This is a genomic window from Streptomyces sp. NPDC048417, from assembly GCF_040651615.1.
Lineage (GTDB): Bacteria > Actinomycetota > Actinomycetes > Streptomycetales > Streptomycetaceae > Streptomyces.
In genome coordinates this window covers 88,898-104,066 of the sequence record NZ_JBEZKI010000025.1, presented here as the reverse complement: position 1 = coordinate 104,066, position 15,169 = coordinate 88,898, and the positions used below count along the sequence as shown (strand labels likewise).

The 15,169-nt window shown below is 70.3% G+C and carries 13 protein-coding genes and 1 pseudogene; 9 read left to right on the top strand and 5 right to left on the bottom strand.

Annotation, left to right across the window (positions count from 1 at the left end; all coding sequences use genetic code 11):
- Window positions 1–12: 12 nt before the first annotated feature.
- Window positions 13–222: pseudogene (locus tag AB0D59_RS34545) on the bottom strand (hypothetical protein); the annotation flags it as partial.
- 684 nt (window positions 223–906) lie between these two features.
- Window positions 907–1,575, bottom strand: a complete 669-nt coding sequence (locus AB0D59_RS34540; RefSeq protein WP_362574184.1) for an HAD hydrolase-like protein — start codon at window positions 1,573–1,575, stop codon at window positions 907–909.
- A gap of 80 nt (window positions 1,576–1,655) precedes the next feature.
- Between AB0D59_RS34540 and AB0D59_RS34535 the strand changes: the two genes are divergently transcribed.
- Entirely contained in the window at window positions 1,656–2,858 is a 1,203-nt protein-coding gene (locus AB0D59_RS34535; protein ID WP_362574181.1) for a helix-turn-helix transcriptional regulator, read from the top strand.
- 180 nt (window positions 2,859–3,038) lie between these two features.
- The gene (locus tag AB0D59_RS34530; protein WP_362574178.1) at window positions 3,039–3,353 is read left to right on the top strand and encodes a DUF6415 family natural product biosynthesis protein; all 315 of its coding nucleotides are present in this window, start codon (window positions 3,039–3,041) and stop codon (window positions 3,351–3,353) included.
- A gap of 157 nt (window positions 3,354–3,510) precedes the next feature.
- On the opposite strand, the gene AB0D59_RS34525 is transcribed toward AB0D59_RS34530, so the two are convergent.
- Window positions 3,511–3,654: a hypothetical protein gene (locus AB0D59_RS34525; protein ID WP_362574175.1), complete on the bottom strand. Its 144-nt coding sequence runs from the start codon at window positions 3,652–3,654 to the stop codon at window positions 3,511–3,513.
- A gap of 251 nt (window positions 3,655–3,905) precedes the next feature.
- Here AB0D59_RS34525 and AB0D59_RS34520 point away from each other — a divergent pair, with 251 nt between their 5' ends.
- Window positions 3,906–5,243, top strand: a complete 1,338-nt coding sequence (locus AB0D59_RS34520) for an FAD-dependent monooxygenase (protein WP_362574172.1) — start codon at window positions 3,906–3,908, stop codon at window positions 5,241–5,243.
- Between the two features lie 299 nt (window positions 5,244–5,542).
- Here the strand turns inward: AB0D59_RS34520 and AB0D59_RS34515 are convergent, their stop codons facing one another.
- Window positions 5,543–6,040, bottom strand: coding sequence for a hypothetical protein (locus AB0D59_RS34515; RefSeq protein ID WP_362574169.1), 498 nt, complete (start codon window positions 6,038–6,040; stop codon window positions 5,543–5,545).
- 249 nt (window positions 6,041–6,289) lie between these two features.
- Between AB0D59_RS34515 and AB0D59_RS34510 the strand changes: the two genes are divergently transcribed.
- From AB0D59_RS34510 to AB0D59_RS34485, 6 genes are all read left to right on the top strand, one after another.
- Window positions 6,290–7,339 carry an ABC transporter substrate-binding protein gene (locus AB0D59_RS34510; protein ID WP_362574167.1) on the top strand — a complete coding sequence of 350 codons (1,050 nt, stop codon included), beginning with the start codon at window positions 6,290–6,292 and terminating at the stop codon, window positions 7,337–7,339.
- 50 nt (window positions 7,340–7,389) lie between these two features.
- Window positions 7,390–8,259, top strand: a complete 870-nt coding sequence (locus AB0D59_RS34505; protein ID WP_362574164.1) for a siderophore-interacting protein — start codon at window positions 7,390–7,392, stop codon at window positions 8,257–8,259.
- Window positions 8,260–8,384: 125 nt separating this feature from the next.
- A complete protein-coding gene (gene desA / locus AB0D59_RS34500; RefSeq protein WP_362574162.1) occupies window positions 8,385–9,827 on the top strand; it encodes a lysine decarboxylase DesA in 1,443 nt (480 codons plus the stop codon).
- The gene (locus tag AB0D59_RS34495) at window positions 9,811–11,088 is read left to right on the top strand and encodes a SidA/IucD/PvdA family monooxygenase (protein WP_362574159.1); all 1,278 of its coding nucleotides are present in this window, start codon (window positions 9,811–9,813) and stop codon (window positions 11,086–11,088) included. Before desA ends, AB0D59_RS34495 begins: the two co-directional genes overlap by 17 nt.
- Window positions 11,085–11,630, top strand: a complete 546-nt coding sequence (locus AB0D59_RS34490) for a GNAT family N-acetyltransferase (RefSeq protein ID WP_362574156.1) — start codon at window positions 11,085–11,087, stop codon at window positions 11,628–11,630. Before AB0D59_RS34495 ends, AB0D59_RS34490 begins: the two co-directional genes overlap by 4 nt.
- The gene (locus AB0D59_RS34485; protein ID WP_362574153.1) at window positions 11,627–13,396 is read left to right on the top strand and encodes an IucA/IucC family siderophore biosynthesis protein; all 1,770 of its coding nucleotides are present in this window, start codon (window positions 11,627–11,629) and stop codon (window positions 13,394–13,396) included. Before AB0D59_RS34490 ends, AB0D59_RS34485 begins: the two co-directional genes overlap by 4 nt.
- A gap of 64 nt (window positions 13,397–13,460) precedes the next feature.
- Here AB0D59_RS34485 and AB0D59_RS34480 read toward each other — a convergent pair whose 3' ends face one another.
- Complete coding sequence (locus AB0D59_RS34480; RefSeq protein ID WP_362574338.1) at window positions 13,461–15,032, bottom strand: beta-N-acetylhexosaminidase; 1,572 nt, start codon at window positions 15,030–15,032, stop codon at window positions 13,461–13,463.
- Window positions 15,033–15,169: the final 137 nt, after the last annotated feature.

Below are 15,169 nucleotides of genomic sequence, written 5' to 3'. Positions count from 1 at the left end.
GACCCTCAAGCATCAACTGAACCTATGTGGCTTGAAGTCGTGCACACAAGCTGGCAGTTCGGCGACCTGGCGGTGGGCCGGCGGCAGGAAGGCGACCGGCCGGATCGTCCATGTGATGCGGGTGGTGGCCTGGCTGACTGACACCGTGCAGGGCTCTCAGCGCAGCAAGGCTCGTCGTGTTTCTGCACGGCCGTCGTGGAGCCATGCCCAGACCTCGTGCGACGGTGGAAGCCCATCGCCCTCCTCGCGTTCCTGCTGGCCCTCACCGGCGCGGTGCTCTGGTGTACGTGCGTGTTCAGGCCGAGGCCACGCACGCCGACCAGCTCGCCGACGAGGCCGACTTGCGCGGCAACGCCGTCACCACGCTCGCCGGAGACGTCCGCGTACTGCGCGCCCAGATCAAGGCGAAAGGCGGCACCCCGGCCGCCCCGACCCAGCCAAGGCAGTCAAGAACCCGCCCGGCCGGGCCGAGGTGCCAGTGCCGGTGCCGATTCCCGGGCCGCCCGGGCCGAAGGGTGACAAGGGCGACCCGGGCAAGGCCGCACCCACGATCACCCCCTCGCCCGGCGCCTCCGGGGCGGCCGGACACCAGGGCCCGCAGGGGGAACCGGGTGCGGACTCCACCGTCCCCGGACTCCAAGGACCCCAGGGACCCGAGGGCGAGCGAGGCGAACAGAGGCCAGCCGGACGGCCCCAGCTGCCCGACGGCTACAGCCTCCAGGCACCCAGTTGGGACCGACGCCCTCGTCTGCCGACGGGACGGCGCACCGGACCCGAGCCCCACCCCCACCGGCCTGCTCGGCCTCGCCACACTCGCCACGACCGCCTCCTTCCGGAAGCTGTAGAACAACAGGCGGCCCCGCTCTCCTCCGGGAGAGCGGGGCCGTTCGTCATGTCCGGGCTCGGTCACGCCTCGATGGCCGCCAGCGCGCCGGCGGTGTCCGACAGATCGTCCAGTACGGCACTGGCGCCCGCAGCGAACAGGTCAGCCGCCGGGGTCCGGCCCGTGGCCACGGCGACCACCCGGACGCCGGCCGCGCGTCCGCCGGCGACGTCGGCGAGAGTGTCGCCGAGGAACACCGCGCTGCCGGCCTCCACACCCGTGTGCTCCAGAGCCGCGAGCAGCAGCTCGGGGCGTTCGTCGCCGTCCTCGCCGTAGGCGCCGTCGTCCAGGCTGAGGTACGAGTCCAGACCGAACACGGCGAGCTTCACCTCGGCGGCCGCGCGGACGTTGCCGGTCACCACGGACTGGCGGATACCTCGGTCCGAGAGGGCGGTGAGAATGCTGGCGGCGCCGGGCAGCGCGTGCCCGCGTTCGCGCAGCTCGGCTGCCCGCTGCACGTGCTGGGCGCCGAGGGCGTCAGCAAACCGGGTGAACAGCTCGTCGCTGTAGGGGATGTCGTGCAGGCGGGTGGTCTCCCGCAGGATCACTCGTTCCGTCGACCCGGTCACGTCGGCCTGCTTCCGCAACGCCACACCTGTCACCTGCTCGAAGGCGGCCGCCCACAGTTGGCCGCCGAGGCCCCTGGTGGCCATCAGCGTATGGTCGATGTCCCACAGCACCAGCTCCGGCACCGACAACCCCTCTCTGCGAACCCCGCGTCCCTGCCCGCCAGGAACCCTACGCTCGAAGCACAGCAGCGAGGAGTGGGCGCATGGTTGCAGCAGACCTCCCCATCGGGGACCGGATCAGGCACTACCGCGGCGGGCGCCGCCAGGACGCAGTGGCCGGCCTCGTCGGGATCGCACCCGACTACCTGTCCCAGATCGAACGCGGCATCAAGGTCCCTTCGCTGCCGATCCTGTACGCGCTCGCGCAGGAGTTGGGTGTGCCGGCCGCCGCCCTGCTGTCCGAGCCGGCCCCGGTCGAGGAGGCGGCGACCGACACCGCGGAGGCTGCGGTGGGCCGCGCACTCCTCGGGTACGGGCCCGCCCGAAGCGCCGAGCCGGTGGCCGCGGCCCTGCTGAGGGACCGGGTGGAGGCGGCGTGGCAGAGCTGGCAGACCGCTGGGGACCGGTTCACCCAGGCCGCCGACGTCCTGCCCGTCCTGGTCGCCGATACCGAACACGCCGTCCGGGCCGCCCGTACTGGGACGGACGCTGCCGAGCGGCGGGCCGTCCTCCGGGCAGCAGCGGACCTGTACTGCCTGCTCCGCTCGTACCTGCGGCGCACCGGCCGCGTCGACCTTGCCACCCTCGCCGCTGACCGGGCCATGCGTGCAGCCGAGGACGCCGATGACCCGCTCCGCATCGCCGCCGCCCAGTGGAATCTGGGGCACGTACTCCTCGCCGCCCGCCAGCCCGCCGAGGCGGAGGAACTGGCACTGCGCGCCGCCGAGCAGGTGGCCGCCGAGCAGATCCCGGAGATGGAGAAGGCAGCGATGGGCGGCGCGCTCCAGCTCGTCGCGGTCGTCGGGGAGACCCGGTGCCGACGATGGTGGGACGCACGCGAGCGGCTGCAAGAGCACGCGGCGCCGGCCGCCCGCCAGGTGCCCGACGGCACCAACGTGGCGTGGACGGTGTTCGGGCCCACCAACGTGGCGCTGCACGCCCTGAGCATCGACATGGAGGCCGGCGAAACCGGGGAGGCCCTGCACACCGCGGACGCCATCGACACCAGTCCCCTGCCGTCACTGGAGCGGGAGTTCACGTTCGGCCTGGAAGTCGCCGCCTGCCACAGCCAGCGCCGCGACGACGCTGCGGTTCTGCTCGCGCTGCTGGGACTGGAGGCCATCGCGCCCGAGGACCTTGCCCGGACACCGCTCGCCCGGCAACTGGTTCTCACGGTCATTCGCCGGGCCCGGGCCATGCACGCCCGCCGGGCGGAACAGCTCGCGGAACGCATCGGGCTCGTCTGAGCGAGCGTGTAGGTCAACCGAGCTGACAGTTCGGGTGAGACTGGTGAGACCTCCCTACGGTCACGTGAGTGAAGACGGATCACCGTGACCGTAGAGGGGAGACCCATGCCGAGCGATCCCGCGACTACCGCCGATGCTGGGACGGCAGAGGCGGACGGCCGCCCCCTGAGCATCCCAGCGATGCGCGCCAGCACCCTGCTCGTGCTCGCCGCCGAGCGGCCCGAGGACCACTTCGAGAGCACTGAGCTGGAGAGGATCGCGGGCGAGTTCCGTGAGCACATCCGGGCCCTCGTCCCCATGGTCCGGGCCAGGGCCTGCGTTCTCCCTCAGACCCCTGCCGACCGCACCGCAGCGTTGGCATGCATCGACGAGGCGCAAGGCCACGTGCAGATGGGGAACGGCGACACCGACGCCGTGCGGGGCGCCGTCGCCGCCAGACTCGCCCGCTCCGTGAAATCGCTGTGCTGGCACTACGACCGGTTGGCCCCACGGTGACGGCCTCGGCTCCAGGGGAGCCCAAGAGCCTGAATACGCGAAAGGCGGAAGCCGCCAAATCCGGTGCCCGCGCCGCCGGTTACTGCGCACTGGTCCATCCCGACGCCGGAGCGTCCTGCACCAGACGGCCGCACGACGACCGTCGGCACATGGACTACTACAACGGCCGGAAGAGGCTCGGCGACGCCCACGGCATCGAGTGGGTCGAGTAGGTGTCCGGCTCGTCGGCCAACTCCCACGCCGTCTCCCGACGCAGCCGGCGTGCCGGAGCCGGAAGGGCGGCCGCTCCGACGCCCTGCATGGAGCTCCTGGCAGGTCAGACGCCCTTGATGAAACCGGGCCTGGTCCGCAAGCGCCTGCAGCTTATGCGCGACCAGCGAAAACGCGGTCTCAAGTCCGGACGGACAACAACTTCTGAGAGGCTGGTCCAACAGAACCGGGCTCGACGGGTGCCATGATGCCCTCGACCAGCCGCACGCATCGTTCTCGGCATGACCGAGGCGCACCCAGTCGGGGGGCAGGGCTGCCCACGGGGCACGGAGGGAAAGACATTTGAGCGGGGAAGACAGCTCAGCGACACCGCGCAACGCCGTCGTCGTCGGAGCCGGGCTGGCGGGTCTGCTGGCCGCCTCGGTACTCGCCGGCGCGGATTACGACGTCACCGTCGTCGAACGCGACCGTCTTCCAGCCGGCCCCGACGCCCGGGCCGGCATACCCCAGGCCCATCACACCCATCTGCTGTTCGAGCGAGGCGAAACCGGGGTCGAGGAGCTGCTGCCCGGCATCCGGTCCGAGCTTCGCGAGGCCGGCGCCGTGTCGCTCGGGCTCCCCGGCGACCTGGAGTGGGTGGGCCCCGCGGGAGTGATTCCGCGCTTCCCCGCACGGCGCACCGTCCTCAGCTGCACGCGGCCGGTGCTCGACTGGACGGTGCGACGCAGGGTGTCGCAGGATCCGCGGATCTCGTTCCGCGAGGGCGCCCGTGCCATCGGGCTGGAGACGTCGGCGGGTGCGGTCACCGGACTGCGACTGCGCTGCGGTGACACCAGTGACGTGATCCCCGCCGCCCTGGTCGTGGATGCCTCGGGACGCTCGTCCGCGGCGCCCGCATGGCTGGTCGACGCCGGGTTCCCGGCGCCCGCCGAGGAAACGGTGGACGCCGCCATCGCCTACACCACGGGCCTCTTCCGGCGGACCGCCCCGGTGCCCGGGCTTGCCAGGGGCGTGTATCTGCAGGTGTCAGGCACGAGTCTGCCTCGCTTCGGCATCGCGCTGCCGGTGGAGGGCGACCGGTGGATCGTCGCGGTCGGCGGCCTGCGCGGACACGAACCCCCCACGGATCAGGAGGGCTTTGCCGCGTTCGCCGCCACCCTCGCGTCACCTGCCCTTGCCGGGTTCCTCGCGAGTGCTGTCCCTGACTCGCCGCTGCGCGGCTTCCGCCCGCCGGGGAGCAGACGCCGGCATTTCGACCGGACCGCCCGCAGGCCCGAGGGGTTCGTCGTGGTCGGCGACGCCGTGTGCACCTTCAACCCCGTCTACGGGCAGGGGATGACGGTCGCGGTGCGCCAGGCGCTGGCGCTACGTGGCGTTCTCACGGACCATGGCACGAGCCCCGGCTTCACCAGGCGTGTGCAACGTGCTGTCGCGGCGGAGGCCACCGGTCCGTGGAAGATCGCAGAGGCCGAGGACCTCCGGCATCCCGGGACCACGGGCGGGCACCGGACACCGCTGCACCGGCTGCAACACGCCTACCTCGACCGTGTCCAACGGGCGGCGACGGCCGACGTGACGGCCAATTACGCCCTCCTGGACGTCCTGGCGCTCTGTGCCCCGCCGACGCGGCTCTTCGCTCCGTCGGTCCTCCTCTCGGTCTTGCGACACGGCGGACGCTGAGCACGCCGACCGGACCACGGCAGACGCTGAGCGGAGGACCAGTGGCCTCCGCCTCGGCGAAGGCGGTGGTGAGGGTGAGGGTGAGGGCGAGGGTGAGATGCGTGGTCGTCTTCCAGGCGAGGCGCCGTCCCGCCTCCCTCGCGGCACGCCGGACAACCTTGCGCTCGCCCATCTCCACAAGAGCGTCAGCGCCGAGGATCAGCTGCCCGAAGCAGCCCTCGTACTCCGGCTTCGGTGCGGCCCGCATTCGCGATCGGACGGCGCGCCCAGGGGCACCGGATCCGGCAACGCACCGTCTCCTACTCGCCGTTCACCTCCTCCTGCACACCACCAGGCTTGTACCCCGCCTCCAGTGCACGGCGGTACCAGTCCTGCGCCTCGTCCTCCTCACCACGCAGGCTCAGGCCGTACGCCAGATTCGCCATGGCCGGCGGAAATCCGTACTCCGCCACGCGCCGGTAGACCGCGTGGGCGCCATCCCGATCGCCCGCGCGATCGAGGGCGAGTGCGAGGTTGAACAGCTGAAGCCCAGCCCTGCGAGGGGCCAGCCTGGACAGATACTGCCGTTCGGCAGTCTCCAGTCCCTCACGCCGATAGGCATTGAGCAGGAGGTGCGTGGCGCCTCTCGTACCCAGCGGGGTGGAGGCCCAGGCAAACGGCAGGCCGATGCAGATCGCCAGCGCCGCGATCGTCCACGACGCCCAGGTCGGTGTACCGATCGCAGAGTGAGTCCAGCCCGTGACGGCTCCGAGGACGAGCACCGCCGGAACTCCCACGGAGACCAGGAAGAGGGACACGAGCGAACGTCTGCTCCAGCCGTAAGTCACTCCACCAAGTGAGCACGCCGACGAGCGGGCATCAAGAGTCGGGTACTCACAGGGCCGACAGAGGTATCAAGGAGCGGCGCACGCGCGGGAATTGAGGCCAGTGAGGCTTGCTCGAGAGGAGGGCCCAAGGGGGGAGCTCTGGACAAGATCTGAGGTTAGGCTAACCTAATTCACGACCTGTCCGGCGGTGTTTCCGCACGTCCGAAAGCAGCCACACCTATGTCCAACGTCAGAGCAGCCCACCTCACTCGCCGCGGCATCCTCGCCGCCGGTGGCGCCCTCGGCCTCGGTACCGTGCTCGCCGCCTGCGGGGACGACGACGCGAAAAGCGGTGGTTCCTCCGACAAGGAGACGACGGCCGCCAAGTCCGGTCCCTGGACCTTCAAGGACGACCGTGGGACCACGGTGAAGCTGGACAAGGTCCCGGCGAACATCGTCGCGTTCACCGGGGTCGCCGCCGCGCTGTACGACTACGGCATCGACGTCAAGGGCGTGTTCGGCCCGACGAAGACCAAGGACGGCAAGGCCGACGTCCAGGCCGGTGACATGGACATCAGCAAGGTGACCGTCCTCGGCAACACCTGGGGCCAGTTCAACGTCGAGAAGTACGCCGCCCTCGCCCCCGAGGTCCTCATCACCACGATGTTCGACGGCGCCGGCACCCTCTGGTACGTCCCGGACGAGTCCAAGGACAAGATCGCCAAGCTCGCCCCGAGCGTCGGCATCTCGGCCTACGACCGCCAGTTGACCGTCCCGCTCCAGCGCGTCTGGGCCCTCGCCGAGTCGCTCGGCGCGGACATGACGGCGAGCAAGGTCACGGACGCCAAGAAGCGCTTCGAGGAGGCGTCCAGCCGGCTGCGCGCCGCCGCCAAGGCGCACCCCGACATCAAGGTGCTGGCCGGCTCGGCCGCCCAGGACCTGTTCTACGTCTCCGGCTCCAACCTCTCGGTGGACCTGGAGTACTTCAAGGCCCTCGGGGTCAACTTCGTCGAGCCGTCGGCGTCCGTGCTGAGGAAGAGCGGCGGCTGGTACGAGGACCTGAGCTGGGAGAACGTCGACAAGTACCAGGCCGACGTGATCATGATGGACGACCGCTCGGCGACCATCCAGCCGGCCGACATCACCCAGGCCACCTGGAAGAAGCTCCCCGCGGTCAAGGCCGGCCAGGTCATCGCCCGCTCCCCCGAGCCGATCTTCTCCTACGACAAGTGCGTCGCGATGGTGGAGAACCTCGCCAAGGCGCTGGAGACGGCGAAGAAGGTCAGCTGACCTCCGCTCCCGAGTACGTCCACACAACTTCCTGAGTCTCAGGAGCTCATATGACGACGGCCGTAGCCGCCCCGTTCCGTTTCTTCTCCCTCCAGGTCGTACGGACGAGGCGGCTCGGTCCGTCTCTGGTCCGGGTCACCTTCGCCGGCGCCGATCTGGAGCACTTCCACTCCCACGGACGCGACCAGTCCCTCTCCCTGTTCATCCCGGCCGAGGGCCGCACCGAGCCCGCCGTCCCCGTCGAGCTGGGCGAGGGCTGGTGGCAGGGCTGGCGTGAACTCCCGGACGACGTACGGGCCGTGATGCGGTCGTACACGCTCCGGGAACTGCGCAGGAACCCGGACGAGGTCGACATCGACTTCGCGCTGCACGGTGTCGGGCCCGGGGCCTCCCCCACTCTCGGCTCCGCTCGAGCGGGGGGACCCCCATCCCCGGCCGGGCCGGCCTCCCGCTGGGCTTCGCGGGCCGCCGCCGGGGACCGGGTGTTCCTGCTCGGCCCGGCGGTCGCCGACAACCGGGCGATCCGCTTCCGGCCGCCCGAGGACACCGATCTGGTGCTGATCTGGGGCGACGAGACCGCCGTACCCGCGGCGACCGCCATCCTCGAATCCCTCCCCGCCGGCACCCGGGTCCGCGCCTGGCTGGAGGTGCCGCACGCCGGGGACGTCCAGGACGTGGCGACCGCGGCCGACGCGGAGATCGACTGGGTGGTGGGCGGCACCGCCGAGGCGGCGATCCGGGGTGCCCTGCTGCCCGCCGCGGAGCGCCCGTACGTCTGGATCGCCGGCGAGTCCGGGCGGGTCAAGGAGCTGCGCCGGCACTTCGTCGGGGAGCGGGGGGTGGACCGGCGCCGGGTCACCTTCGTCGGCTACTGGCGGCAGGGCCTGACGGAGGAGCAGCTCCGGGCCGCCGGCGAGTAGTTGCGAGGACGAAGTGACGGCTTTCACCGGAGGGCAGCGCTTCCACCGTTAGTTAGGTTAGGCTAACCTAAGTTGGAGCCAATCGCTCCCTTCCCCCGCACGGATCGTCCCCGGAGGACCCCCACATGCGCTCGCACCTGCTCAATGACCTGACCGCGGAGCACTACCGCCGCTCCGTGACCGAAGGAGTAGAGCGGGTGGCGGCCAAACTCGCCACCACCGAACGACCGTTCACGGGTATCACCGTCGACGCCCTCTCCCCTCTCATCGACGGCATCGACCTCGACCAGCCGCTGCACGACACCACCGCGGTCCTGGACGAGCTGGAGGACGTCTACCTCCGGGACGCCGTCTACTTCCACCACCCCCGCTACCTCGCCCACCTCAACTGCCCGGTGGTCATCCCGGCGGTACTCGGCGAGGCGGTGCTCACCGCCGTCAACTCCTCCCTGGACACCTGGGACCAGTCGGCCGGCGGCACCCTCATCGAGCGGAAGCTGATCGACTGGACGACCGCCCGCATCGGCCTCGGCGAGGCCGCCGACGGCGTGTTCACCTCGGGCGGCACCCAGTCCAACCTCCAGGCGCTGCTGCTGGCCCGCGAGGAGAGCAAGACCGACTCCCTGGCGAAACTGCGGATCTTCGCCTCCGAGGTCAGCCACTTCAGCGTGAAGAAGTCGGCGAAACTGCTCGGCCTCGGCCAGGACGCGGTGGTCTCCGTCCCCGTCGGCCAGGACAAGCGGATGCAGACCGTCGCCCTCGCCCGCGAACTGGAGCGCTGCACGAAGGACGGCCTGGTGCCCATGGCGGTCGTCGCCACCGCCGGCACCACCGACTTCGGCTCCATCGACCCGCTGCCGGAGATCGCCGAACTGTGCGAGCAGTACGGCGTGTGGATGCACGTGGACGCGGCCTACGGCTGCGGTCTGCTCGCCTCCCTCAGGCACCGGGACCGGATCGCCGGGATCGAGCGCGCCGACTCGGTCACCGTCGACTACCACAAGTCCTTCTTCCAGCCGGTCAGTTCGTCCGCCGTGCTGGTCCGGGACGCCGCGACCCTGCGCCATGCCACCTACCACGCGGAGTACCTCAACCCGCGCCGGATGGTCGAGGAGCGCATCCCCAACCAGGTCGACAAGTCCCTGCAGACCACCCGCCGCTTCGACGCCCTCAAGCTGTGGATGACGCTGCGCACCATGGGCGCCGACGGCATCGGACAGCTCTTCGACGAGGTCTGCGACCTGGCCGCGGAGGGCTGGCGGCTGCTCGCCGCCGACCCCCGCTTCGACGTCGTCGTCCAGCCGTCCCTGTCCACCCTCGTCTTCCGCTACATCCCGGCGGCCATCACCGACCCGGCCGAGATCGACCGCGCCAACCTGTATGCCCGCAAGGCCCTGTTCGCCTCCGGCGACGCGGTGGTCGCGGGCACCAAGGTGGGCGGCCGCCACTACCTCAAGTTCACCCTGCTCAACCCCGAGACCACGACGGCCGACATCGCCGCCGTCCTCGCTCTGATCGCCGGCCACGCCGAGCAGTACCTGGGAGAGTCCCTTGACCGCGCGTCCTGAAAACCCGAACAAGACCTATGACTTCGTGGGCATCGGGCTCGGCCCCTTCAACCTCGGCCTCGCCTGCCTGACCGAGCCGATCGCCGAACTGGACGGCGTCTTCCTGGACTCCAAGCCCGACTTCGAGTGGCACGCCGGCATGTTCCTGGACGGCGCCCATCTCCAGACCCCGTTCATGTCGGACCTGGTCACCCTGGCCGACCCCACCTCGCCGTACTCCTTCCTCAACTACCTGAAGGAGAAGGGCCGGCTGTACTCGTTCTACATCCGCGAGAACTTCTATCCGCTGCGGGTGGAGTACGACGACTACTGCCGCTGGGCCGCGAACAAGCTGACCAACGTCCGCTTCAGCACCACGGTGACGGAGGTCCGGTACGAGGACGGGCTGTACGTCGTCGCCACGGCCGCCGGTGACACCTACCGCGCCCGCCGGCTGGTCCTCGGCACCGGCACCCCGCCCCACATCCCGGCGGCCTGCCAGGGCCTGGGCGGCGATTTCATCCACAACTCGCGCTACCTGAGGCACAAGCAGGAACTCCAGTCCAAGGAGTCGATCACGCTGGTCGGCAGCGGCCAGTCCGCCGCCGAGATCTACCACGACCTGCTCAGCGAGATCGACGTCCACGGCTACCGCCTGAACTGGGTCACCCGCTCCCCGCGCTTCTTCCCGCTCGAATACACCAAGCTCACGCTGGAGATGACCAGCCCCGAGTACATCGACTACTACCACGCCCTGCCCGAGGCGACCCGCTACCGGCTGACCGCCGAACAGAAGGGCCTGTTCAAGGGGATCGACGGCGACCTGATCAACGAGATCTTCGACCTGCTCTACCAGAAGAACCTCGGCGGCCCGGTCCCCACCCGGCTCCTCACCAACTCCGCGCTGACCGCGGCGGCCTACGACAACGGCACCTACACCCTCTCCCTCCGTCAGGAGGAGCAGGGCAAGGAGTACGAGCTGGAGACCCAGGGCCTGGTCCTGGCCACCGGCTACAAGTACGCCGAGCCCGAGTTCCTCAGGCCCGTCCGGAACCGGCTGCGCTACGACTCGCACGGCAACTTCGACGTGGCCCGCAACTACGCCGTCGACGTCACGGGCCGGGGCGTGTTCCTGCAGAACGCCGGCGTCCACACCCACAGCATCACCAGCCCCGACCTGGGCATGGGCCCCTACCGGAACGCGTACATCATCCGCGAGCTGCTCGGCTCGGAGTACTACCCGGTGGAGAAGACCATCGCCTTCCAGGAGTTCGCAGTATGAGCGCCACCGCCACCCCGACCTTCGCCTTCCGGCCCCTCGACCCGATCGAGGACGCCGAACTGCTGCACCGCTGGGTGACGCACCCCAAGGCGGCCTACTGGATGATGCAGGACGCGAGACTGGAGGACGTCGAGCGGGCGTACATGGAGATCGCCGCCGACGAGCACCATCACGCGCTGCTGGGGCTCGGCGAGGACGGTGAGCCCGCCTTCCTCATGGAGACGTACGACCCCGTCCACCGTGAGCTGGTCGGGCTGTACGAGCCCGAGCCGGGGGACGTCGGGATGCACTTCCTGACCCCGGCGACCGACACACCCGTGCACGGGTTCACCAGGGCCGTGATCACCGCCGTGGTCGCGCACCTCTTCGAGGACCCGGCGGCCCGCCGGATCGTCGTCGAGCCGGACGTGCACAACACGGCCGTGCACGCGCTGAACGAGGCCGTCGGGTTCGTGCCCGTGGGCGAGATCCAGAAGCCGGAGAAGAAGGCGTTGCTGAGCATCTGCACCCGGGAGCGGTTCGAGAAGGCGGTGTCCGTATGACCCTCGCAGACGCGGTCGCCCATCTCTCCCCCGAGCGCTGGGAGAAGGCCAACCGGCTCCTGATACGCAAGGCGCTCGCGGAGTTCGCGCACGAGCGCCTGATCACCCCGGAGGAGGAGGGGTCCGGTTACGTCGTCCGCAGCGACGACGGGCTCACCCGGTACCGCTTCACCGCCGTCCGCCGGGCCCTGGACCACTGGCAGGTGGACGCCGACTCCATCGGCCGGGTCCGCGACGGCGCGGAACTCCCGCTCGCCGCACTGGACTTCTTCATCGAGCTGAAGGACTCGCTGGGCCTGAGCGACGAGATCCTGCCGGTCTACCTGGAGGAGATCTCCTCCACCCTCTCCGGCACCTGCTACAAGCTCACCAAGCCGCCGATCCCGGCCGCCGAGCTGGCACGCGCCGGCTTCCAGGCGATCGAGACCGGGATGACCGAGGGCCACCCCTGTTTCGTCGCCAACAACGGCCGGCTCGGCTTCGGCGTCCACGAGTACCTGTCGTACGCCCCCGAGACCGCGAGCCCCATCCGGCTGGTCTGGCTGGCGGCCCACACCTCGCGGGCCGCGTTCACGGCGGGCGTCGGTATCGAGTACGAGTCCTTCGTCCGCGACGAGCTGGGCGAGGAGACCGTGGAGCGCTTCCACGGCGTCCTGCGCGACCGGGGCCTGGACCCCGCCGACTACCTCTTCATCCCGGTCCACCCCTGGCAGTGGTGGAACAAGCTCACGGTCACCTTCGCCGCCGAGGTGGCGCGCGGTCACCTGGTGTGTCTGGGCGAGGGCGACGACGAGTACCTGGCCCAGCAGTCCATCCGGACCTTCTTCAACAACAGCCACCCCGAGAAGCACTACGTGAAGACCGCCCTGTCGGTCCTCAACATGGGTTTCATGCGCGGTCTTTCGGCCGCCTACATGGAGGCCACCCCGGCGATCAACGACTGGCTGGCCCAGCTCATCGACAACGACCCGGTCCTCAAGTCCACCGGCCTGTCGATCATCCGGGAGCGGGCGGCCGTGGGCTACCGGCACCTGGAGTACGAGCGGGCGACCGACCGCTACTCGCCGTACCGGAAGATGCTGGCCGCGCTCTGGCGGGAGAGCCCGGTGCCGTCCCTCCAGGAGGGCGAGTCGCTCGCGACGATGGCCTCCCTGGTCCATGTGGACCACGAGGGCGCGTCCTTCGCCGCCGCGCTGATCGAGCGGAGCGGGCTGACCCCGAAGGACTGGCTGCGGGCCTATCTGAAGGCCTACTTCACCCCGCTCCTGCACAGCTTCTACGCCTACGACCTGGTGTTCATGCCGCACGGCGAGAACGTCGTCCTGGTCCTGAAGGACGGCGTGGTGCAGCGGGCGGTCTACAAGGACATCGCCGAGGAGATCGCGGTCATGGACCCGGACGCGGTGCTGCCGCCGACGGTCGAGCGGCTGCGCGTCGAGGTGCCCGAGGACAAGAAGCTGCTGTCGATCTTCACGGACGTCTTCGACTGCTTCTTCCGCTTTCTCGCCGCGAACCTCGCGGCCGAAGGGGTCCTGACGGAGGACGACTTCTGGCGGACGGTCGCGGAGGTCACGCGCGCGTACCAGGAGTCGGCGCCCGAACTCGCCGACAAGTTCACGCGGTACGACATGTTCGCGCCCGAGTTCGCGCTGTCCTGCCTCAACCGGCTCCAGCTGCGCAACAACAAGCAGATGGTGGACCTGGCGGACCCGTCGGGCGCCCTCCAGCTGGTCGGAACCCTGAAAAATCCCGTCGCGGGGTTCTGATCCAGGCCGACGGGCTCCCCCGAGTACGGTCCTCGGGGGAGCCCGTCGGTCTTTCCGGTTCAGCTCACTTCGCAGGCCAGGGCACCTGCGGCGAGCGGTAGTAGCCGATGCCGAGGGAGTCCCAGCGGGGCGCCTGCGCGGCGAGCCGCACCTTGTAGGCGTCCCAGTCGTGCGTGGCCGCCGGCGACCAGCCCAGCTCGGCCACCCCCGGCAGCCGCGGGAAGGCCATGTAGTCGATGTCGGCGCCGGTCACGACGGTCTCGGTCCACAGCGGCGCCTCGACCCCCCGGATCGCCGAACTCGGCGCACCGGCAAGGTAGTCGCCCGGATCCCAGTCGTACGACCGCCGCACCTCCACCAGGCCGGCCCAGTCCTGGCCGAGCGGGGTGTCCGCGTCGTACTTCATGTCGAGGTAGACCCGGTCGGCGGGCGAGAGGATCAGCCCGGTGCCGTTCTGGGCGGCCTTGACCACCTGGGCCTTCTCGTCCGCGCTCGTGTCGTCCAGCCCCCAGTACTGGGCGATCGCGCCCTTGGCCGGATGCGCGCCGGTCAGCTGGTGCCAGCCGATCACCGTCTTGCCGTACTTCGCGACGAGCGGCTGCACCCGGTCCATGAACGCCACATAGTCATCGTGGCTGGTGGAGTGCGCCTCGTCGCCGCCGATGTGGAGATAGCGGCCCGGGGTGAGGGCGGCCAGCTCGCGGATGACGTCGGCCGCGAAGGCGTACGTCACCTGCTTCGACGCGCACAGCGAACTGAAGCCGACCTCGGTGCCGGTGTACAGCGGCGGTGCGGTGCCGTCGCAGTTGAGGTCGGCGTAGGAGGCGAGGGCCGCGTTGGTGTGGCCGGGCATGTCGATCTCGGGGACGACCTCGAGGTAGCGGGAGGCCGCGTACCGGACGATCTCCTCGTACTGCGCCTTGGTGTAGTGGCCCCCCTCGCCGCCGCCGACCTGGGTGGAGCCGCCGTAGGCCGCCAGGCGGGGCCAGGAGTCGATGGCGATCCGCCAGCCCTGGTCGTCGCTGAGGTGCAGATGCAGCTCGTTGATCTTGTAGAGGGCCAGCTCGTCGATGTACCGCTCGACCTGGGCCACGGTGAAGAAGTGCCGGGAGACGTCGAGCATCGCGCCCCGGTAGGCGTAGCGCGGGCGGTCGGTGACGGTGCCGCCCGCGACCAGCCAGGGGCCGGGCTGCACGGTGTCCTTCTCGACGGCCGCGGGGAGCAGCTGGCGCAGGGTCTGGACGCCGTGGAAGAGGCCGGCGGGCTCGGCTGCGGTGAGGGTGACGCCGTCGCGGCCGCTGTCGAGGCGGTAGCCCTCGGCGCCGAACGGCCCGTCGGCCAGCCGGAGTCGGATACCCGAGGTGCCGTGCGTGGTCAGGGGCAGCCGGTAGCCGGTGGGCGGGCGCAGCAGGTCCGCCAGGTACTCGGCGACCCGGCGCACCTCCCGGGGGCCGTCGACGCGGATGGCCGTGTCACGGGTGATGCGGTACGGCGCTCCGGCCGCCCTGACCGAGGCGGGCGCCGGGACGACCCGGTCGAGCGGGGCCGGGACGGACCGCGGCGCCGCCGGGGTGGCCCCGACCGTGAAGGCGCCGGCCGCCGCGACCAGCAGCAGGGACCCGAGCGCGCGGGCCACGCGGGAGGTGGGGGAGGTGCGGGAACTTCCGGGAGTCGTTCTGTGGTGCCGTCTCACATGCGCTCCCTTCTCGACTGTGACTCGGCGAAGGAGTCACCAGAGAGGATTCACCAGAGACCGGGATTGGTCGAGACCAT

Bases quoted from the DNA above. Each gene is read 5' to 3' on its own strand.
- AB0D59_RS34535 (WP_362574181.1), top strand. From the start codon at position 1,656: ATGGTTGCAGCAGACCTCCCCATCGGGGACCGGATCAGGCACTACCGC.
- AB0D59_RS34530 (WP_362574178.1), top strand. From the start codon at position 3,039: ATGCGCGCCAGCACCCTGCTCGTGCTCGCCGCCGAGCGGCCCGAGGAC.
- AB0D59_RS34525 (WP_362574175.1), bottom strand. From the start codon at position 3,654: ATGCAGGGCGTCGGAGCGGCCGCCCTTCCGGCTCCGGCACGCCGGCTG.
- AB0D59_RS34510 (WP_362574167.1), top strand. From the start codon at position 6,290: ATGTCCAACGTCAGAGCAGCCCACCTCACTCGCCGCGGCATCCTCGCC.
- AB0D59_RS34505 (WP_362574164.1), top strand. From the start codon at position 7,390: ATGACGACGGCCGTAGCCGCCCCGTTCCGTTTCTTCTCCCTCCAGGTC.
- desA (WP_362574162.1), top strand. From the start codon at position 8,385: ATGCGCTCGCACCTGCTCAATGACCTGACCGCGGAGCACTACCGCCGC.
- AB0D59_RS34490 (WP_362574156.1), top strand. From the start codon at position 11,085: ATGAGCGCCACCGCCACCCCGACCTTCGCCTTCCGGCCCCTCGACCCG.
- AB0D59_RS34485 (WP_362574153.1), top strand. From the start codon at position 11,627: ATGACCCTCGCAGACGCGGTCGCCCATCTCTCCCCCGAGCGCTGGGAG.